The sequence below is a fragment of the Pseudomonas sp. BN411 genome (assembly GCF_029871235.1).
Classification (GTDB): Bacteria; Pseudomonadota; Gammaproteobacteria; order Pseudomonadales; family Pseudomonadaceae; genus Metapseudomonas.
Genome location: NZ_SSOM01000073.1, coordinates 76,601 through 95,900, shown reverse-complemented (window position 1 = coordinate 95,900; position 19,300 = coordinate 76,601). Strand labels below are relative to the sequence as shown.

19 protein-coding genes are annotated in these 19,300 nt (G+C 66.8%); 8 read left to right on the top strand and 11 right to left on the bottom strand.

The features are described from left to right. Positions 1-41 precede the first annotated feature (41 nt). Complete coding sequence (locus tag E8F06_RS18465) at positions 42-1,349, top strand: sorbosone dehydrogenase family protein (RefSeq protein WP_280369879.1); 1,308 nt, start codon at positions 42-44, stop codon at positions 1,347-1,349. 87 nt (positions 1,350-1,436) lie between these two features. Here E8F06_RS18465 and E8F06_RS18460 read toward each other — a convergent pair whose 3' ends face one another. Continuing rightward, a complete protein-coding gene (locus tag E8F06_RS18460; RefSeq protein ID WP_280369877.1) occupies positions 1,437-2,726 on the bottom strand; it encodes an MFS transporter in 1,290 nt (429 codons plus the stop codon). 272 nt (positions 2,727-2,998) lie between these two features. Between E8F06_RS18460 and E8F06_RS18455 the strand changes: the two genes are divergently transcribed. After that, the gene (locus E8F06_RS18455) at positions 2,999-3,406 is read left to right on the top strand and encodes an acyl-CoA thioesterase (protein ID WP_120653904.1); all 408 of its coding nucleotides are present in this window, start codon (positions 2,999-3,001) and stop codon (positions 3,404-3,406) included. A gap of 116 nt (positions 3,407-3,522) precedes the next feature. Here E8F06_RS18455 and E8F06_RS18450 read toward each other — a convergent pair whose 3' ends face one another. The 4 genes from E8F06_RS18450 to E8F06_RS18435 are packed head-to-tail and all read right to left on the bottom strand — an operon-like array spanning position 3,523 to position 7,767. Continuing rightward, positions 3,523-4,719 (bottom strand): ABC transporter permease, encoded by a 1,197-nt coding sequence (locus E8F06_RS18450; protein WP_280369876.1) that lies wholly within the window; start codon positions 4,717-4,719, stop codon positions 3,523-3,525. Further along, positions 4,719-5,930, bottom strand: coding sequence for an ABC transporter permease (locus E8F06_RS18445; RefSeq protein ID WP_348532262.1), 1,212 nt, complete (start codon positions 5,928-5,930; stop codon positions 4,719-4,721). The genes E8F06_RS18450 and E8F06_RS18445 overlap by 1 nt, the downstream gene beginning before the upstream one ends. Further along, positions 5,930-6,616, bottom strand: coding sequence for an ABC transporter ATP-binding protein (locus E8F06_RS18440; protein WP_280369872.1), 687 nt, complete (start codon positions 6,614-6,616; stop codon positions 5,930-5,932). Before E8F06_RS18440 ends, E8F06_RS18445 begins: the two co-directional genes overlap by 1 nt. Next, positions 6,613-7,767, bottom strand: a complete 1,155-nt coding sequence (locus E8F06_RS18435) for an efflux RND transporter periplasmic adaptor subunit (RefSeq protein WP_280369870.1) — start codon at positions 7,765-7,767, stop codon at positions 6,613-6,615. The genes E8F06_RS18440 and E8F06_RS18435 overlap by 4 nt, the downstream gene beginning before the upstream one ends. A gap of 360 nt (positions 7,768-8,127) precedes the next feature. Between E8F06_RS18435 and E8F06_RS18430 the strand changes: the two genes are divergently transcribed. Next, the gene (locus tag E8F06_RS18430) at positions 8,128-9,036 is read left to right on the top strand and encodes a D-hexose-6-phosphate mutarotase (RefSeq protein ID WP_280369868.1); all 909 of its coding nucleotides are present in this window, start codon (positions 8,128-8,130) and stop codon (positions 9,034-9,036) included. A gap of 166 nt (positions 9,037-9,202) precedes the next feature. Here E8F06_RS18430 and E8F06_RS18425 read toward each other — a convergent pair whose 3' ends face one another. From E8F06_RS18425 to purE, 4 genes are all read right to left on the bottom strand, one after another. Next, positions 9,203-9,739: a DUF3299 domain-containing protein gene (locus E8F06_RS18425; RefSeq protein WP_280369866.1), complete on the bottom strand. Its 537-nt coding sequence runs from the start codon at positions 9,737-9,739 to the stop codon at positions 9,203-9,205. A gap of 92 nt (positions 9,740-9,831) precedes the next feature. Continuing rightward, positions 9,832-10,077 (bottom strand): GlsB/YeaQ/YmgE family stress response membrane protein, encoded by a 246-nt coding sequence (locus E8F06_RS18420; RefSeq protein ID WP_280369864.1) that lies wholly within the window; start codon positions 10,075-10,077, stop codon positions 9,832-9,834. Between the two features lie 95 nt (positions 10,078-10,172). Next, positions 10,173-11,258 (bottom strand): 5-(carboxyamino)imidazole ribonucleotide synthase, encoded by a 1,086-nt coding sequence (locus E8F06_RS18415; RefSeq protein WP_280369862.1) that lies wholly within the window; start codon positions 11,256-11,258, stop codon positions 10,173-10,175. A 3-nt stretch (positions 11,259-11,261) separates the two neighbouring features. Further along, entirely contained in the window at positions 11,262-11,753 is a 492-nt protein-coding gene (gene purE, locus E8F06_RS18410) for a 5-(carboxyamino)imidazole ribonucleotide mutase (RefSeq protein ID WP_077524410.1), read from the bottom strand. A 277-nt stretch (positions 11,754-12,030) separates the two neighbouring features. On the opposite strand from purE, the gene adhP reads away from it, so the two are divergent. Next, entirely contained in the window at positions 12,031-13,053 is a 1,023-nt protein-coding gene (gene adhP / locus E8F06_RS18405) for an alcohol dehydrogenase AdhP (protein WP_280369860.1), read from the top strand. Positions 13,054-13,130: 77 nt separating this feature from the next. Here the strand turns inward: adhP and E8F06_RS18400 are convergent, their stop codons facing one another. Next, positions 13,131-14,039, bottom strand: a complete 909-nt coding sequence (locus E8F06_RS18400; RefSeq protein WP_280369859.1) for a LysR substrate-binding domain-containing protein — start codon at positions 14,037-14,039, stop codon at positions 13,131-13,133. 179 nt (positions 14,040-14,218) lie between these two features. Between E8F06_RS18400 and aspA the strand changes: the two genes are divergently transcribed. Next, complete coding sequence (gene aspA, locus E8F06_RS18395) at positions 14,219-15,643, top strand: aspartate ammonia-lyase (RefSeq protein WP_280369857.1); 1,425 nt, start codon at positions 14,219-14,221, stop codon at positions 15,641-15,643. A 199-nt stretch (positions 15,644-15,842) separates the two neighbouring features. Here the strand turns inward: aspA and E8F06_RS18390 are convergent, their stop codons facing one another. Continuing rightward, positions 15,843-17,306: a PLP-dependent aminotransferase family protein gene (locus tag E8F06_RS18390; RefSeq protein WP_280369855.1), complete on the bottom strand. Its 1,464-nt coding sequence runs from the start codon at positions 17,304-17,306 to the stop codon at positions 15,843-15,845. A gap of 101 nt (positions 17,307-17,407) precedes the next feature. Here E8F06_RS18390 and E8F06_RS18385 point away from each other — a divergent pair, with 101 nt between their 5' ends. Genes E8F06_RS18385 through E8F06_RS18375 form a run of 3 tightly spaced genes read left to right on the top strand, consistent with a single transcriptional unit; the run spans position 17,408 to position 19,200 of the window. Then, positions 17,408-18,040: an FMN-binding negative transcriptional regulator gene (locus E8F06_RS18385; protein WP_280369853.1), complete on the top strand. Its 633-nt coding sequence runs from the start codon at positions 17,408-17,410 to the stop codon at positions 18,038-18,040. 20 nt (positions 18,041-18,060) lie between these two features. Next, a complete protein-coding gene (locus tag E8F06_RS18380) occupies positions 18,061-18,513 on the top strand; it encodes a GNAT family N-acetyltransferase (protein ID WP_280369852.1) in 453 nt (150 codons plus the stop codon). A 12-nt stretch (positions 18,514-18,525) separates the two neighbouring features. Then, the gene (locus E8F06_RS18375) at positions 18,526-19,200 is read left to right on the top strand and encodes a GNAT family protein (protein ID WP_280369850.1); all 675 of its coding nucleotides are present in this window, start codon (positions 18,526-18,528) and stop codon (positions 19,198-19,200) included. The last annotated feature ends 100 nt before the right edge of the window (positions 19,201-19,300 follow it).

Below are 19,300 nucleotides of genomic sequence, written 5' to 3'. Positions count from 1 at the left end.
AGGGTGAATCAAGACCCGCGATTCGTACGGAGACAGTCCCCATGAAGCCCCTTCCCCTGCTGCCCTTCGCCCTTCTGGCGCTCTGCACCGCGTGCAGCGAAATGGCCACCTTGACGGTCGAGGACGGCACTGGTCCCGACCCGCTGCTGCCACCACCGAGCCGCGGCCTCATCCCCACCGTCAATGTCGCCCCCGCCGTCGGCTGGGCACAGGGCGCCACCCCCGTGGCGGCCCAGGGCACCCGCGTCCAGGCCTTCGCCGAGAACCTGCAGCATCCGCGCTGGCTCTATGTGCTGCCCAACGGTGATGTGCTGGTGGCCGAAAGCGCCGCGCCGGGCACCGACAAGCCGGCGGGCATCAAGGGCTGGGCGTCGGGCCTCTTCATGAAGCGCGCCGGCGCCCAGGTGCCAAGCGCCAATCGCATTTCCCTGCTGCGGGACATCAACGGGGATGGCGTCGCCGACCTGCGCAGTACCTTCCTAAAGGGGCTCAATTCACCCTTCGGCATGGTGCTGGTGGGCAAGGACCTCTACGTCGCCAACGCCGACGCACTGCTGCGCTTCCCCTACGAGAAGGGCGCCACCGAGATCGACGCACCGGGCACCAAGGTCACCGACCTGCCCGCCGGCCTCAATCACCATTGGACCAAGAACGTCATCGCCAGCCGCAACGGTCGCAAGCTCTATATAACGGTGGGCTCCAACAGCAACATCGGCGAAAACGGCATGGAGATGGAGGAAGGCCGCGCGGCGATCTGGGAACTGGACCGCGCCAGCGGCAACAAGCGCCTCTATGCCACTGGCCTGCGCAACCCGGTGGGCATGGCCTGGGAACCTCAGACCGGCAAGCTGTGGACGGCGGTGAACGAGCGCGACGAACTGGGCAGCGACCTGGTACCCGACTACATCACCTCGGTGAAAGACGGCGGCTTCTACGGCTGGCCTTACAGCTACTTCGGTCAGCACGTGGACGAGCGCATCCAGCCGCCGCGCCCCGACCTGGTGGCCAAGGCCATCGTGCCCGACTACGCCCTCGGCCCGCACACCGCCTCCCTGGGCATCGCGTTTGCCAAGGGCAGCAAACTGCCGAAGCTCCAGAACGGCCTCTTCGTCGGCCAGCACGGCTCCTGGAACCGCGAGCCCCGCAGTGGCTACAAGGTGATCTTCGTGCCCTTCAAGGGCGGCAAGCCCAAGGGCCAGCCCGTGGACGTGCTCACGGGCTTTCTCGACGACCAGGGCAACGCCCAGGGCCGCCCAGTGGACGTGAAGCTCGACAGCAAGGGGGCGCTGCTGGTGACCGACGATGTGGGTAACAAGGTCTGGCGGGTGAGTGCGGCGAAGAAGAAATGAGCCGTAGGAGCGAGCTCTGCTCGCGAATCCCTGCACCGGGACTGTTCGCGAGCAGAGCTCGCTCCTACATGGCAAGTCGCTCGCCGATCAGCGCTTCTTCGCGATCAGGAACAGCCCGATCAACACCGCCACGCCACACAGCGCCGCCACGTAATAGGCGGGGCCGAGGCTGTCCCACTTCAGCAGCAGCGACACCACCATGGGCGTCAGGCCACCGAAGATGGCGTAGGCCAGGTTGTAGGAGAACGACAGGCCGGAGAAACGCACCACCGGCGGAAACGCCTTGACCATCACATAGGGCACGGCGCCGATGGTACCGACGAACAGGCCGGTCACCGCGTAGAGCGGGAACAGCCAGTCCGGATGAGCCTTGAGGCTGGTGTAGAAGGTCCAGGAGCTGATCGCCAGCAACAGGCCGCCCACCAGGAAAGTGCGGCCCGCGCCGATGCGGTCGGCGATGGCGCCGGAGGCCACGCAGCCGATGGACAGCAGCACGATGGCCAGGCTGTTGGCCTTGAGCGCGGTAGCCGCCTCGAAGCCGTAGACGGTCTGCAGCAGGGTGGGGGTCATCAGGATCACGACCACGATGCCCGCCGACAGCACCCAGGTCAGCAACATGGACAGCACCACGGCGCCACGATGCTCGCGCAGCACGGTCTTCAGCGGGACTTCCGCCGCCAGAGCCTTGCGCTGCTGCATCTCGGCGAACACCGGCGTCTCGTGCAGCCAGCGGCGCAGGTACATGGCGAACAGACCGAAGACCCCGCCCACCAGGAATGGCAGACGCCAGGCCCAGTCCAGTACCTCGGCAGGGGTGTAGATGGTGTTGATCAGGGTGGCCATCAGCGAACCCAGGAGGATGCCGGCGGTCAGACCCGAAGTCAGGGTGCCGCAGGCATAGCCCACATAGCGGGACGGCACGTGCTCGGCAACGAAGACCCAGGCACCCGGAACCTCACCGCCGATGGCCGCGCCCTGCACCACACGCATCAACAGCAGCGCCAGCGGGGCCCAGATGCCGATCTGCTCATAGGTGGGCAGCAGGCCCATCACCAGGGTCGGGATCGCCATCAGGAAAATGCTCAGGGTGAACATCCGCTTGCGCCCCAGCAGGTCGCCGAAGTGCGCCATGACGATGCCGCCCAGGGGACGCGCCAGGTAGCCGGCGGCGAAGATGCCGAAGGTCTGCAGCTGGCGCAGCCATTCCGGCATCTCGGCGGGGAAGAACAGCTTGCCCACCACGGCGGCGAAGAACACGAAGATGATGAAGTCGTAGAACTCCAGCGCGCCGCCGAGGGCAGAGAGCGACAGGGTCTTGTAGTCGCTGCGGGTCAGCGGACGCGAGGCGGACGCCTCGGAGGCGAGCACGGAAGACATGTGGGGAGATTCTCGTCTGGGGGTGCGGAGCGTTTGCCGCTACTTGGGCGGCAAATCGCCAGGCAACATATCAAAAACGACCAAATGTACACAGTCCGAGCCACAAAACCGCCTCTGGCGCGTCACAGCGGTCGTCTGGCACCACCTCATGGCTATATACTGCGCGCTGTTCAGCGCAGGTCGGCATGCAGTGGGTCGGCTGGCGCATTGGGAAGGAGAAGGGCCCGCCCCTCTCCGGCATTGGCGCCACACACGAAACAGGCAGTTCCGGCATGATCGATATCGAAGAAGAAGAGAACCTCACCCCGCAAGGCGACCTCGCCCTGCAGATCACCGCGCTCCCGCGTGAAACCAACGGCTTTGGCGACATCTACGGTGGCTGGCTGGTTTCCCAGATGGACCTGGCCGGCACCGCCATGGCCAGCAAGGTGGCCGCAGGCCGCGTGGCCACAGTGGCCATCGACCGCATGGCCTTCCTGGTTCCGGTGGCCGTGGGCGCCCAGCTCTCCTTCTATACCCAGACCCTGGAAATCGGCCGCAGCTCGATCCAGATGCTGGTCGAAGTCTGGAGCGACGACCCGCTCTCCAGCGAATGGCGCAAGGTCACCGAAGCGGTGTTCGTCTTCGTCGCCATCGACGGCAGCGGCCGCACCCGCCCGGTCCCGCCGCGCCGGGGCTGAAGCCATCGCAAAAAGGGCCGCATCAGCGGCCCTTTTTTCATTGGCGGTCACCTTGTGGGAGCGATTTCAATCGCGAATGAATTCGCTTCCACAACCATCGAATCACCGTCCGGCCTTCATTCCAGACGCAGCGCATCGACAGGGCGCAGCCGGGCAGCACGCCGGGCCGGCGCCAGGCCCGCGCCCATCCCCACCAGTACCGACAACAGCAGCGCCAGCAGCACCAGCGGCGGGCTCAGGCTCAGCGGCAGCCCGGGCAACATCAGGTGCAGCAGCCCAAGCATGACGCCCACCATCACCAGCCCCAGCACCCCGCCCAGTAGCGATAGCAGCGTCGCCTCGACGAGGAACAGCGCCAGCACCTGGCGCGGCGCGGCGCCGACGGCGCGGAGCAGGCCGATCTCGGCGGTCCGTTCGCCAACGGTGGTGGTCATGATGGTAAGGATGCCCACCGCCCCCACGAACAGGGAGATCCCGCCGAGCGCCGCAACACCGAGGGTGATGGTGGCGAGGATGCGATTCAGGCTGCCCAGCAGGTCGCCCTGGGAGGTCATGCGGAAGTCCTCACGGCCGTGGCGCTCCACCAGCAACTGGCGCACCGCGTCGGCGAAGGGGTCGGCTGGCACGCTGTCGTCGAACAGCACGTGGATCTTCACCAGGCCCTCGCGGTTGAACAGGCTCTCCGCCCAGTCCACCGGGATGTAGGCAATGTCGTCGAGGTCGAAGCCCAGCAGGTTGCCCTTGCTCGCCATCACACCGATCACCCGGAAGCTCATGCCACCCACCCGCACCCGCTGGCCCACTGGGCTGGCCGCACCGAACAGTTCCGTCGCCAGCTTCGCACCGAGCACGACATAGGGTGGCGTGCGGCCGTCCCGCGAGGGCGGCAGGAACTGCCCCAGGGCCATGTGCACGCGCCAGGCCTCCGCCAGTTGGGAGCCGGTGCCGAGGATGTCCACGCGCCGCTGTCGGCCTTCCGCCTGGATATCGCCATTGCCCTGGATGATCGGCACCACGGCTTCGGCATGGGGCAGGCGACCCAGGGCGTCGGCATCGGCGATGGTCAGCGGTCGCGCGCTGGCGAGAATGCCGCCGATGCCGCCCGTGGGCAGGGTGCCCGGACGCACCGTGACGACCCGCGTGCCGAACTGGGCGAAGCTGTCCAGCACGCGGCTGCGCATGCCCTCGCCCATGGCGGTGAGCAGTGCCACGGCGGCGATGCCGATGGCCACGCCGAGCAGGGTCAACAGGCTGCGCAGGGGCTGGCTGGAGAGCGCCGAGCCGCACAGGCCGAGGCCATCGCGCCAGCGCATCAATGACTCCCTTGCGGCTGCAACGCCTGCACCGGCACCTGGGCCGCAGCGTGCCTGGCCGGCAGCCAGGCGAACAACAATGCCGCCGCCACCGCCAGCGAAGGAGCGCCCAATCGCGCCCACCAGGGCGCATGCAGCGGCAGGTCGGTGGCCAGCCGTCCGACCCAGAGCAGCAACTCACCCAGCGCCAATCCGGTACCGGCACCCAGCAACGCCAGCAGCGCCGCTTCGCCGAGGAACAGCAGCCGCACCTGCGCCGAGCTGGCGCCCACCGCCTTGAGCAGGCCGATCTCGGCGGTGCGTTGCAGCACGGCGATCCAGGTGACATTCATGATCAGGATGCCGGCCACCAGCAGGCTGATGGCCGCGATGCCGGCCAAGGCCAGGGTCAGCCCGTTGAGGATGCCGTCGAAGGCCGCGAGCATGGAGTCCTGGCTGAGCAGGGTGACGTCTTCCTCGCCCTGGTGGCGCTCGGTCAGGGTCGCCAGGACCTGCCGCCGCGCACTTTCAAGGTAACTGGGGCCACGGGCTTCGACGAACACGCGGAACAGTGCCTCACGATTGAACAGCGCCTCGGCACTGGCCACCGGGACGATCAGCGCCTCGGAAAAGTCCATCCCGAGGGATTCGCCGCGCTCGTCCAGCACCCCGATCACCCGGAAGCGCCGGTCGCCGGCCCGCAGCCACTGGCCCAGCACCGGGGCGCTGCCGAACAGCTCCTGGCGCAGCCGGCTGCCGATCACGCAGACCTCGCCCCCCTGCCCCGGCTCCAGCACCGGCAGGGGTTGCCCCTGGGCGAGGCGCAGCTGGCGGAGGGCGAAGAAGTCGCGGGTGGTGCCCAGGGTCAGGGCCTCGCGATTGCGGTTGTCGTGGCTGATTTCCACCTGCCCGGCATGCAGCGGCGCCACGCGGTGCACCGCCGGCAGACGGCCGAGGGCGGCGGCATCCGCCTGGGTCAGGGGCCGGGGCGCCATGCCGGTGATGGGCGGCATGCCACCCGTGGTTTCATTGCGGCCTGGCAGGACAATGAGAATGTCGCGCCCGAGCAGGGAGAACTCCCCCAGCACGTAGGCCCGCGCGCCCTCCCCCAGGCCGCCCAGCAGGGTCACGAAAAACACCCCCACGGCCATCGCCAGCAGGAGCATGACACTGCGTGATCCATGCCCGCGCATCGCGCCTAGCCAGAAGCGACAAGCGTCCAGCGGGTCCATCAGTGCAGCGCCCCCTGGCGCCGGTCGCAGAGGATGCAGCCGTCGCGCATCTGGATCTGGCGATGGGCACGGGCGGCGTGCTGGGCGTCGTGGGTGACGAGGATCAGGGTCAGGCCCTCGGCGTTCAGCTCCTCAAGCAGCTCCACCACCTCGACGCCGGACTGGCTGTCGAGGTTGCCAGTCGGTTCATCGGCCAGCAGCAGGCGCGGCCGCATCACCATGGCGCGGGCGATGGCGACCCGCTGGCGCTGGCCGCCGGACAGCTCGGCCGGATGATGCCGCAGCCGCTCAGCCAGGCCGAGGCGTTCAGCCAGTTGCAAGCTGCGGCGGTGACGCTCGGCGGGCTCGATACCGGCCAGCAGCATAGGAAGCTCGATGTTCTCCAGCGCGGTCAGGCGCGGAATCAGATGGAAGGACTGGAACACGAAGCCGATCAACCGGCTGCGCAGGGCCGCGCGACGCGCTTCGTCGAGGCAGGCGGTGGGCTCCTCGTCCAGCCAGAATTCGCCGCTGTCCGGCGCATCCAGTAGCCCGAGGATATTCAGCAGGGTGGACTTGCCCGAGCCGGACGCGCCGGTAATGGCCAGGTACTCGCCGTCGGCCACGTCCAGGTCGAGATGGTCGACGCCGCGCACCCGCTCCTGCCCCAACTGGAAGCAGCGGCTGACCTGGTGCATGAGAATCATGGCGCTGCCTCTGTGGAACTGGCACTGGGGCTGACCACGCTGCCGTCGGCCAGGCCTTCATGCTGCAGGCTGGGCAGGATGCGATCACCAGCGGCCAGCCCGCCCTTCACCTCGCTCCAGCGCCAATTGGCCAGGCCGATTTCCACCTTCTGCTCCCGCAGGTGGCCGTTGCTCGGGTCGTAGCGCAGCACCTTGCCGCCTTCCAGCAGGCTTTCCGTGGGCACCCGCAGGGTCTGTGCGCGCTGTGCCAGGAGGATTTCGACATCGGCGCTGTAGCCGCTGAGCAGCATCAAGTCCGCCGGAACCTTTTCGAACTTCACTTCCACATCCACCGTGCGCGCCTGCTTTTCCAGCTCACGCACGAAGGGCGCGATACGGGTCACCCGGCCCTCGAAGCTGCGTCCCCGGAAGGCGTCCAGGGTGATGCGCACCGGCATGCCCGGACGCACCAGGGCGGCATCCACTTCGTCGATGGGCGCTTCCACATAGAGGCATTGGTCGTCGATCAGATCCACCGCCGGCGGCGTGGGGATGCCCGGTGGCGAGGGCGTCACCACTTCGCCCAGCTCGCCGTTGATCTCCGCGACTATGCCGGCGAAGGGCGCCCGCAGGGTGGCCTGGTCCAGTTGCGCCAGTTGCAGGTCAAGGCTGGCTTCGGCCTCGCGGATCTTCGCCTCGCCGCCACTGCACAAGAGCTGTGAGAGCCGCGCGCGGGTAACGCTCTGGTCCATCAGGTCCTCGGAGGCCAGCTTGCGCTCGGCCAGGCGTTCGAGGCGCTGCTGGTCGCGGCTGTCCTGGCTGGCCTGGCGGCAGCTCTGCTCGCGCAGGTTGCGCTGGGCATCGAGGCGCGCGCGGGCTTCCTCCACCCGCGCCTGAAGATCGTCCTGGCGCAAGCGCATCAGCACGTCACCCGCTTGCACTCGCTGCCCGGCATGGATCAGCAGTTCGCTGACCTGCCCGCCGGTCTTGAACGACAGGTGCGCGCGCCGGCAGGCCTTCACCGTACCCGCTCGGGTATTGGCCACCAGGGTTTCCACTTCACCTTTGCCCACTTCCACCAGCTGCACGGGCACCGGATCGGGCCGCGCCCAGAGCCCCAGCAACATCGCCAGGGAGGCGAAAATAGGAATAATTATCAGTAGCTTGCGCATGGCACAGACTCCACTTGCGAGCGGGTAAAGCTGAGTCTAGGTGCGCCGATGCGGGCCCTTTCCGGCACCTGCGTGCCGCTATTCCCCGGTTTCGGGGAAGGACCGCCCATAAATGAAGAGCTTAGCGATGGGTCCGGCCAGCCCGCACCAGCCGGGGCCTCTGACCACCCATGTCAAATTGCCGACAAGTGGAGGATCACTTACGAACAACAGATGAGAGCGCGTCAAAATAAGATCATTGGCAACCTCAGCGCCCGGTCCCTGGTCGAATCCCGAGAAAGCCCTCGCCGCCTCTGCCATGCTGTTTCGAATAGCAGATGGCGCCCTGGCGGCCCGACAGCACAGCAAGCGGAGATTGCGATGTACGACGAAACCCTGCCCACCGTGGAACAGCTGGAGGTGGATGAACTGGTCTGCTGGCGGGTGCATACCCGTCACGGGGAATTGCTGATGGCCCAGCAGGGCGCGCAGGTCCTGAGCTACCAGCCCCACGGCGAGGAGCCGGTGATCTGGCTCAGTGGCCAGGCCGCCTACCAGAAGGGCAAGGCGGTGCGCGGTGGCGTACCGGTGTGCTGGCCCTGGTTCGGCGACCTGCGGCGCAATCCCGCCGAAATCCAGGGCATGCACAAGGGCGGCCCGATCTGCCCGGCCCATGGTCTGGTACGCGAGCGCGACTGGACGCTGCTGGGCATCGACAGCGAAGGCCCGGCAGTGCGCCTGGACTTCGCCCTCGACACCGCCGCCGAACCGCTGCCCGGCTGGCCCCATGCCGCCGAACTGAAGCTGTCCATCCTGATGGACGAGCAACTGCGGATGACCCTGTCCACCCGCAATACCGGCGACCGCCCCCTGGCCATCAGCCAGGCACTGCACAGCTACTTCGCCGTCAGCGATATCCAGGACGTGGAAGTGGAAGGCCTGGACGACTGCCGTTACATCGAGACCCTGGAGAACTGGCAGGAGCGCAAGCAGAAGGGTTCTGTCGCCTTCCGCGGCGAAACCGACCGCATCTACCTGGAAACGCCGCGACGCATGGCCATCGTCGACCGCGCCTGGAAGCGCCGCATCCTGCTGGAAGCCGACGGTTCCGCGTCTGCCGTGGTGTGGAACCCCTGGATCGACAAGTCCAGGCGGCTGTCCCAGTTCGCCGAAGATGCCTGGAAGGGCATGCTCTGCATCGAAACCGCCCGTGTGATGGACGACTTCCTGGTGCTGCGGCCCGGCGAAGAACAGCAGATGGTGCTCAACATCAGCAGCACGCCGCTCTGATGCCGGTGGTGGGCTGAAGCGGAACGCCGCCCGGCCCACCCTACGGGCTCTCTATGGTTCGTAGGGTGGATGGCGCTCTTTCATCCACCAGCGCAGTTCGGCCGAGCCCCGATGGTGGACCGATAGAGCGTGGTCCAACCTACAAAAGCAGCTCCGCCAGGAAGAACTACAGATCCCCCTCCTCCACCAGCCGCACGCTGCCGGCATCCATGGCATAGGCGGCGTCGGCCAGGTCGTTGCTGACCTGTTCCACCTTGAGGGTGCCGTCGACCCAGATGGGGGCATAGATGTCGTCGAGCTGGATGCCCTTGGGGTAGCGAACCAGCACGATCTGGTTCGGTGGCGGCGGCGGGACGTGGATGCAGGCGCCCGGATACGGCACCAGGAAGAACAGCGTGCTGCGACCCTTGGCATCGCTTTCCAGCGGCACCGGGTAGCCGCCGATATGGATCGTCTTGCCGTTCAGCGCCGCTACCGTCTTCGCGGAATACATCACCGCCGGCAGGTTCTTGTCCTGCTGCTTCAGGCCACCTAGCTGGCCGAAGGTGCCGTCGGCCTCGGGCGAGTCGTGGCTGATGTCCGGCATTTCCTCGAGGGCCTTGCGGTCCTCCGGCGGCATCAGTTCCAGCCAGTCGGTTTCGGGAAGTTCGGCGCGGGCGAGGGTGCAGAAGAACAGCAGGAGCAGGCAGGCGAGACGGCGCATGGAAGGACTCTTCAACGCATGGGGCGGGAACATCAGGCGCTAAGACTAACCGCGCGGGAAGGCAGTTCCCAGCCCCACGGAATAGCGGTCAGCTAACTCTTCCTCACCAGCCCGTAGATCACCAGCAGCACCACCGCGCCTACCACCGCGCCGATGAATCCCGCGGCCTGCCCGGCCTGGTAGATGCCCACAGCCTGGCCGCCATAGGTGGCCAGCAGCGAACCACCGACACCGAGCAGGATCGTCATGATCCAGCCCATGCTGTCGTCGCCGGGTTTGATGAAACGTGCGATCAGGCCAACGATCAGCCCGATGATGATGGTGCCGATGATGCCCATATCATGCCCTCCCGAATGTAGTTGAGGCATGCCTGAGCCTAGATGCACTTGAGAACGCTTGCCATCGACCGCCCCGCAGGGCGGCCGGATGGACGTCAGGGCTGGACGATCAGCGCTTCGACTGCGGCGATCTGGCGATCGAGAGTGGCGCGGTCTGCGCAGCGCAGGGTGGCGTGACCCACCTTGCGGCCGGCCTTGAAGGCCTTGCCATAGTGGTGCAGGTGGCAGTCGTCGACGGCGATCACTTTATCCACAGCCGGTACTTCGCCGATGAAGTTGAGCATGGCGCTCTCGCCCAGCTTGGCAGTGGAGCCCAGCGGCAGGCCGGCGACGGCGCGCAGGTGGTTCTCGAACTGGCTGCACTCGGCGCCTTCGATGGTCCAGTGGCCGGAGTTGTGCACGCGCGGGGCGATCTCATTGGCCTTCAGGCCGCCGTCCACTTCGAAGAACTCGAAGGCCAGCACGCCGACGTAGTCCAGCTTGGTCAGCACCCGGCCGACGTAATCCTCGGCCAAGGCCTGGAGCGGGTGGTCGGTGCTGGCGATGGACAGGCGCAGGATGCCGTTCTCGTGGGTGTTGTGCACCAGCGGGTAGAAGCGGGTCTCGCCATCGCGGGCACGCACCGCCACCAGCGAGACTTCGCCAGTGAAGGGCACGAAACCTTCGAGGATGCACGGCACGCTGCCCAGTTCGGCGAAGGCGCCAGCCACGTCTTCCGGCTTGCGCAGGACCTTCTGGCCCTTGCCGTCGTAGCCCAGGGTGCGGGTCTTGAGCACGGCTGGCAGGCCGATGCTGGCGGCTGCGGCGTCGAGGTCGGCCTGGGACTGGATGTCGGCGAATTCGGGAGTCGGGATGCCGAGGTCCTTGAACATCGACTTCTCGAACCAGCGGTCTCGGGCGATGCGCAGGGCTTCGGCGCTCGGGTAGACCGGCACGAACTGCGAGAGGAAGGCTACGGTCTCGGCCGGCACGCTCTCGAACTCGAAGGTCACCAGGTCCACTTCATCGGCCAGCTGGCGCAGGTGGTCCTGGTCGCCGTAATCGGCGCGGATGTGCTCGCCAAGGGCCTGGGCGCAGGCGTCCGGCGCCGGGTCGAGGAAGGCGAAGTTCATGCCCAGCGGGGTGCCCGCCAGGGCCATCATGCGACCCAGCTGGCCGCCACCGATTACGCCGATCTTCATGACTCAGGCCTCACGCGGGTCCGGGTTGTCCAGGACCATGTCGGTCTGCTCGCGGCGGAAGTCCTTCAGCGCCACGTGGTATTTCGGGTACTTGCCACCGAGGATGCTCGCAGCCAGCAGGGCCGCGTTGATCGCACCGGCCTTGCCGATGGCCAGGGTGGCGACCGGGATGCCGGCGGGCATCTGCACGATGGACAGCAGGGAGTCGACGCCCGAGAGCATGGACGACTGCACCGGCACGCCAAGCACCGGCAGGTGGGTCTTGGCCGCGCACATGCCCGGCAGGTGGGCGGCACCGCCGGCACCGGCGATGATCACCTCGATGCCACGGCCTTCGGCTTCTTCGGCGTACTGGAACAGCAGGTCCGGAGTGCGGTGGGCGGAAACCACCTTCACTTCATAGGGAATGCCCAGCTTTTCCAGCATGTCGGTGGTGTGGCTGAGGGTGCTCCAATCGGACTTGGAGCCCATGATCACGCCTACCAGTGCGCTCATCGTCGTGCCTCATCAAAGTGCGCCAGTTGGCGCGACCAAAAAACAACAAGCCACGCAATGGCGTGGCTTGTCTGCAATGTGGGGCCGGACAGCGGGACGCGCTGCCGGCCGAAGGCCGCGCAGTATAACGCAAAGCCACGCCTGGCGTGCATTTGCGCTTACCGCTCGTCCAGAGCTGGCGCAGCAGGGCGTGGACGCGGCTAAACCTTGCTCCAGCGCAATGCTCGCAAGAGGTAGCGGCGCAGAATCGGAGGTCTCTTCCAAGGAGGTGCATGCCATGAACCAGACCATGAAAGCTGCGGTTGTCCACGCCTTTGGCGAACCGCTACGGATCGAGGAAGTGAAGGTTCCCCTGCCCGGCCCGGGGCAGATTCTGGTGAAGATAGAAGCCTCGGGCGTGTGCCACACCGACCTGCACGCCGCCGAAGGCGACTGGCCGGTGAAACCCAGCCTGCCCTTCATTCCCGGCCACGAGGGCGTGGGCCACGTCGCGGCGGTGGGTGCCGGCGTTACCCGCGTGAAGGAAGGCGACCGCATTGGCGTGCCCTGGCTCTACACCGCCTGCGGCTGCTGCGAGCACTGCCTGACCGGCTGGGAAACCCTCTGCGAAAGCCAGCAGAACACCGGCTACTCGGTGAACGGCGGCTATGCCGAATATGTGCTGGCTGACCCGAATTTCGTCGGCATCCTGCCGAAAAACGTCGAATTCGCCGAGATCGCGCCAATTCTTTGCGCCGGCGTCACCGTCTACAAGGGCCTGAAGGTGACCGGTGCGCGGCCCGGCCAATGGGTGGCGATTTCCGGTATCGGCGGCCTTGGCCATGTGGCTGTGCAATACGCCCGCGCCATGGGGCTGCACGTCGCCGCCGTGGATGTGGATGACACCAAGCTCGAACTCGCGCGCAAGCTCGGCGCCAGCCTGACCATCAACGCCCTCGACGAGAACCCGGCCGAGGTGATCCAGCGCGATATCGGCGGCGCCCACGGCGTGCTGGTCACGGCCGTCTCCAACAGTGCGTTCGGCCAAGGTATCGGCATGGCCCGACGCGGCGGCACCGTAGCCCTTGTCGGCTTGCCACCGGGCGACTTCCCCACGCCGATCTTCGACGTGGTGCTGAAAGCCATCAGCATCACCGGCTCCATCGTCGGCACCCGCGCCGACCTGCAGGAAGCCCTGGATTTCGCCGGTGAAGGTCTGGTCAAGGCCACCATCCACCGCGACAAGCTGGACAACATCAACGGCATCTTCGAACAGATGCGTGCCGGGAAGATTGAAGGGAGGATCGTCGTCGAGATATAGGGAACCCGCGCCTTGTAGGAGCGAGCTTGCTCGCGAACGGGACAGCGCATTCGCCAGCAAGCTGGCTCCTACAGCGATCAGCTCTCCCCGCCTACCCCACCTTCCAGCTTGCGCCAGAGCAGACGGATCGCCGCCTTGCGCACCAGGGCGCAGCGGTATAGACGGATTTCCAGCGGCACGTGCCATTGGCTGCCGCCACAGATCACCAGGTCACCACGGGCCAGTTCGGCCTGGGCGCTGAAGCGCGGCACCCAGGCCACCCCCAACCCCTGCAATGCCATGCTCTTCAGGCTGTCGGCCATGGCGGTTTCATACACCGTGGTCGAACGCAATGCGCGCTGGCGCAGCAGGATGTTCACCGAGCGGCCGAGGAACGCGCCAGCGCTATAGGCCAGTAGCGGCACGCTCTGGCCGCTGTCCAGCTCGAAGAGCGGTTTGCCGCTGGCGTCCACCGCGCAGACCGGCAGCATTTCGGTTCGTCCCAGGTTCATCGAGGGGAAGATTTCCGGGTCCATCTGCAGCGCCGCGTCCGGGTCGTAGAAGGCCAGGATCAAGTCGCATCCCCCTTCACGCAGCGAATGCACGGCCTCACCGACGTTGGTGGCGATCAGGCGGCTGGCGATGTTCAGCCCGTCGGCCCGCAGCCGGGCGATCCACTGCGGGAAAAAACCCAGCGCCAGCGAGTGCGCGGCGGCGAACTGCAGGACTTCGCCCTGCTGGCCTTCAAGGTGATGCAGGTGGCGCACCACCTCACCCAACTGATCCACCATGCTGCGCGCGGTCACCAGAAACAATTGCCCGGACTCGGTCAGTTCGATGGGGGTGCGCGAGCGGTTGACCAGGGTCAGGCCAAGCGCCGCCTCCAGGCTGCGGATGCGTCGGCTGAACGCCGGCTGAGTCACGAATCGCCGCTCGGCGGCCTGGGAAAAGCTGCGGGTGTTGGCCAGGGCGACGAAGTCTTCCAGCCATTTGGTTTCCAGGTTCATCGTCAGATTCCGGAATGCTCGATTTTGGTGCACACGTTCGCGGCGGAACCCGCGTCACTCGGACATTATGCCGATTGTGCATGACCCAGCGAATAACAGCATTGGCCGACAAACGGCCACAGGCCTAGATTATTGGGCATCGCGGCACTGGCCGTGTTCCCCCAGAGATGAATTGCATCATGTCCTCCGCTGCATCCTTCCGCATCGAAAAAGACCTGCTCGGCACCCTCGAAGTTTCCTCCGAGGCCTACTACGGCATCCAGACCCTGCGCGCGGTTCACAACTTCCGCCTGTCCGGTGTTCCGCTGTCGCACTACCCGAAGCTGGTCGTAGCCCTGGCCATGGTCAAGCAGGCCGCCGCCGATGCGAACAAGGAACTCGGCCACCTCAGCGCCGACAAGCACGCCGCCATCAGCGAAGCCTGTGCCCGCCTGATTCGTGGTGACTTCCACGACCAGTTCGTGGTGGACATGATCCAGGGTGGTGCCGGTACTTCCACCAACATGAACGCCAACGAGGTGATCGCCAACATCGCCCTCGAGGCCATGGGCAAGCAGAAGGGTGAGTACAAGTACCTGCACCCGAACAACGACGTGAACATGGCGCAGTCGACCAACGACGCCTACCCCACCGCCATTCGCCTTGGCCTGCTGCTGGGCCACGATGCCCTGCTGGCCAGCCTCGATAGCCTGATCCAGGCCTTCGCCGCCAAGGGTAAAGAGTTCGCCGGTGTACTGAAGATGGGCCGTACCCAGCTGCAGGACGCTGTGCCGATGACCCTCGGCCAGGAATTCCACGCCTTCGCCACCACCCTGGGCGAAGACCTCGACCGCCTGCGTCGCCTGGCGCCCGAGCTGCTGACCGAAGTGAACCTCGGCGGCACCGCCATCGGCACTGGCATCAACGCTGACCCCGGCTATCAGAAGCTGGCCGTCGAGCGCCTGGCAGCCATCAGCGGCCACCCGGTCGTCCCGGCCGCCGACCTGATCGAAGCCACCTCCGACATGGGCGCCTTCGTGCTGTTCTCCGGCATGCTCAAGCGCACCGCGGTCAAGCTGTCGAAGATCTGCAACGACCTGCGCCTGCTCTCCAGCGGTCCGCGTACCGGCATCAACGAGATCAACCTGCCGCCGCGCCAGCCGGGCAGCTCGATCATGCCGGGCAAGGTCAACCCGGTTATCCCGGAAGCCGTCAACCAGGTGGCCTTCGAAGTAATCGGTAACGACCTGGCCCTGACCCTGGCAGCCGAAGGCGGCCAGCTGCAGCTGAACGTGATGGAGCCGCTGATCGCCTACAAGATCTTCGACTCGATCCGCCTGCTCCAGCGCGCCATGGACATGCTGCGCGAGCACTGCATCGTCGGCATCACCGCTAACGTCGAGCATTGCCGCCGCCTGATGGAAAACTCCATCGGCCTGATCACCGCGCTGAACCCGTACATCGGTTACGAGAACGCCACCCGCATCGCCAAGGAAGCCCTGGAAAGTGGCCGCGGCGTGCTGGAACTGGTGCGTGAAGAGAAGCTGCTGGACGAGTCCATGCTGGCCGACATCCTCCGCCCGGAAAACATGATCGCCCCGCGCCTCGTGCCGCTGAAGGGCTGATCAGGCAAACGAACTCACCAGGAGGGGCCTCGCCCCTTCATCCTTCGAGGATGGCGCCAGCCATCCTTTTTTTTGCCTGTGGAAAAGTGCTCCGGCGGCATCAGGCCTGCCCCCTCGTAGGAGCGAGCTCTGCTCGCGAATGGCGGACAAAACCGTTACCCATGCCTCCCGACAGAAAGCTTCGCGAGCAAGCTCGCTCCTACAGGTGCCAGGCCTTGCGCAGGGTACGGATTGCCTCGGCGATCTGCGCTTCCGGCACGGCGGCAAAGCCCAGCACCAGCCCGGCGCGGTTATCCACAGGCTCCACGCTGTTCTCCAGCCAGTATTCGCTCAGGCCATTCAGCTCCACCCCGGCCGCTCGTGCGCTGCTCACCAGCTCCCGTTCCCGGGCCAGGCTGTCCACCCGCACGCACAGGTGCAGGCCGGCATCCACCGGCGGCATGGGCGCGCAGCCGGGAATGGATTCGGGCCAGTCACGCAGCAGCGCATCGCGCCGAGCGCGGGCGGCCAGGCGCATGCGCCGCACATGGCGCTGGAAATGTCCGGCGGCGATGAACTCGGCCATCACCGCCTGGGTGCCGATCTCCGAGTGACGCATGTCCAGCGCGCGGCGCCGGGCGAAGGATTCGGCCAGGGCTGGCGGCAGCACCAGATAGCCCAGGCGCAGCGCGGGGAAAGTGATCTTGCAGAAGGTGCCGACGTAGATCACCCGCCCCTGCCGATCCAGCGCGGCCAGGGGCGCCAGCGGGGTTCCGCTGTAGCGGTACTCGCCGTCGTAGTCGTCCTCGACTATCCAGCCGTCACGGCGTTCGGCCCACTCCAGCAGTTCCAGGCGCCGCGCCAGGGACAGGGTCACGCCCGTGGGGTACTGATGCGAAGGAGTGACGTAGGCCAGCCGGCAATCCTCCACCCGCGCCAGCGCGGCGCAGTCCAGGCCGTCGTTATCCACAGGCACGCCGCACAGCTCGGCTCCGGCCACGGCGAAGGCATGGCCGGCGGCGCGATAACCCGGATTCTCGATGGCCACACGATCGCCGGGCTGCACCAGCAACTGGGCGCAGAGGCTGATGGCCTGCTGGGCGCCGCAGGTGATCACCACCTGCGCCGGGTCGCAGGACATCCCGCGACTGCTGCGCAGGTAGGCGGCCACCAGCTCGCGCAGACCCCAGTCCCCCGCCGGGTCGCCATAGCCCAGGCGCGCTGGTGATGGCTTACGCCAGAAGCGCGCCTGCAGGCGCGCCCAGGTTTCGAAGGGGAACAGATCGAAGGCCGGCACGCCGATGCGGAACGCCCTTGGCGCGCCCGTGACCGGCGGCGGCAAGTGGTGCTCCTGCAAACGCTGCAACGCCGGGCCCGGCGCAGGTCCCACCGGCGGCTGGGGCACGGGGCGCGCGGTGGATAACTCGGCTATATAAGTGCCGTCGCCCACCCGGCCTTCCACATAGCCTTCGGCGTAGAGCTGGTCGAAGGCGCGGGTCACGGTGTTGCGGGAAATCCCCAGCAGCGCCGCCAGGTCGCGCGTCGCCGGCAGGCGCGTGCGACTGCCCAAACGGCCGTCGAGGATGCGTTCACGCAGGGCCTGGTAGAGCTGGCGCGACAAGCCCTGGCCGGGGTCGAGGCGGATGCCGGAAAGGTCGACGGGAAGCGGTGGCGTGGCAGGCATGCTCGGGCCTCGGATTGGCTCTATCGAACTGACGGGAAATGGCTCTTACAACAGTCCAATATCCTGCCTAGCATGGAGCCATTCCGCCAGGAGAAGCCTACATGTACGTCCCCTCCGCCTTCCGCCAGAACGACCTCGCCCAGCTCCATGCACAGATGCAGGCCACCGGCCTCGCCGTGCTGACCAGCGCCGGCAGCCAAGGCCTGCTGGCCAGCCACCTGCCGCTGGTACTGGAGCCCGGTGAAGGGGAATACGGCACGCTCTATGGCCACTTCGCCCGCGCCAATCCGCACTGGCGCGACCTCGCCGAAGGCGCCGAAGCGCTGGTGGTATTCGCCGGCCCGGACGCCTACGTCACGCCCACCTGGTACCCGGCCAAGGCGGAGCACGGCAAGGTCGTGCCCACCTGGAACTACATCGCCGTGCATGCCTGGGGCCAGGCCGAGGTATTCGACGACCCCGAGCGCCTGCTGCAGGTGGTCAGCCGCCTCAGCAACCGCCACGAAGCCGGCCGGCCGCAACCCTGGGCCGTGGACGAGGCACCCCGCGACTACCTGGACAGCATGCTCCGCGCCATCGTCGGCTTCGCCCTGCCCATCCGCCGTCTGGAAGGCAAATGGAAGCTCGGCCAGAACCGCTCCGCCGCCGACCAGGCCGGTGTTCGCGAAGGCCTGGCCGCATCCGCCAACCCGCGCGACCGCGAACTGGCCGAGCGGATGCCCCTGATCGACTGAACCCAGCAAGGAAGAAACCCATGTCCGCCGCACCGCTTGAAATCCGCCCGGTCAGCGCCGCCGACCTCGCCGCCTGGCTGCCGCTCTGGCAGGGCTACCAGCGCTTCTATAAGACCGAGATCGCCGAGGCGACCACCGCCGTCACCTGGCAGCGCTTCCTCGATCCGGCCGAACCGATGAACGCCGCCCTGGCCTGGCGCAATGGCGAGGCCGTGGGCCTGGTGCACTTCATCTATCACCGCAGCTGCTGGACAGTGGGCGACTACTGCTACCTGCAGGACCTGTACGTCGCCGAAGGCGTACGCGGCGGCGGCATTGGCCGCCAGCTGATCGAACACGTCTACGCCGAGGCCCGCGCCGCCGGCTCCTCGCGGGTGCACTGGCTGACCCACGAAACCAACACCGACGCCATGCAGCTGTATGACCGCATCGCCGACCGTTCCGGCTTCGTCCAGTACCGCAAGATCCTCTGACCGGAGAGCAGCATGAGCAACCAGGACCTCAGCCACTGGCAGCCCCGCCCTGCCCCCGCCCACACACCGCTGCTGGGGCGCTTCGTGCGACTCGAACCGCTGGACGCTGCGCGCCACGGCGATGACCTCTGGTACGCCCTGCAGGGTCCGGACCCGGCGCTGTGGGACTACCTGGCCTACGGCCCCTTCGCCAGCCGCGAGCCCTTCGACGCCTGGCTGGAAGGCAACGCCGCCAGCCGCGATCCGCTTTTCTATACGGTCGTTGACCTCGCCAGCGGCCGCGCCCTGGGGGTGCTCAGCTACCTGCGCATCGCCCCGAAGGACGGCGTCATCGAGATCGGCCATATCGCCTTCGGCAAAGCCATGCAGCGCACGCCAGGCTCCACCGAAGCGGTTTGGCTGCTGGCCCGCCACGCCTTCGACGACCTCGGCTACCGCCGCCTGGAATGGAAGTGCAACGCGCAGAACGCCCGCTCCATGCGCGCCGCCGAGCGCCTGGGCTTCAGCTATGAAGGGCTGTTCCGCCAGCACATGATCGTCAAGGGCCAGAACCGCGACACCGCTTGGTTTTCCATCATCGACGGCGAGTGGCCGAAATGCCGGGAAGCCTTCGAGCGCTGGCTGTCTGTGGATAACTTCGATGGGGAGGGGCAGCAGCGCCAATCGCTAGAAGGGTTCAGGCGTTGAGCCAGGGGACCGCTGCGCGGTCCTTTCGCGACTGAAGTCGCCCCCACAGGGTAGGAGCCGCCTTTTCTGTGGGGGCGAATTTATTCGCGATGCAGGCCGC